General features: G+C 45.6%; 1 protein-coding gene. It reads right to left on the reverse strand.

Annotation, left to right across the window (positions count from 1 at the left end; translation table 11 throughout):
- Positions 1-283: ATP-binding protein (locus K6T82_RS24350; protein WP_223711646.1), on the reverse strand; the 283-nt coding region annotated here is incomplete at both ends.

Raw genomic sequence — 283 nt, forward strand, 5'->3', positions numbered from 1 at the left:
ATCGAAACATGATTGGGCTTTGGTTCTTCCATGCATCCCAGGCTTTTTAAGCTGTGCCCGACAATAACTTTAGCTGCGATCTTTGCAAGTGAGATTCCAACAGCTTTTGAAACAAAGGGAATTGTCCTGCTTGAACGTGGGTTTGCCTCAAGCACATAGACCTTTCCACCTTTTTCTGCCATCTGAATGTTGATTAGCCCTTTGACCTTAAGTCCAAGCGCTATCTTGCGGGTATAATCCCTTACCTGGGAAAGTACTTCAGGTGAGAGAGTCTGGGGTGGAA

It is taken from the genome of Flavobacterium potami (assembly GCF_020026915.1).
Classification (GTDB): Bacteria; Bacteroidota; Bacteroidia; order Flavobacteriales; family Flavobacteriaceae; genus Flavobacterium; species Flavobacterium potami.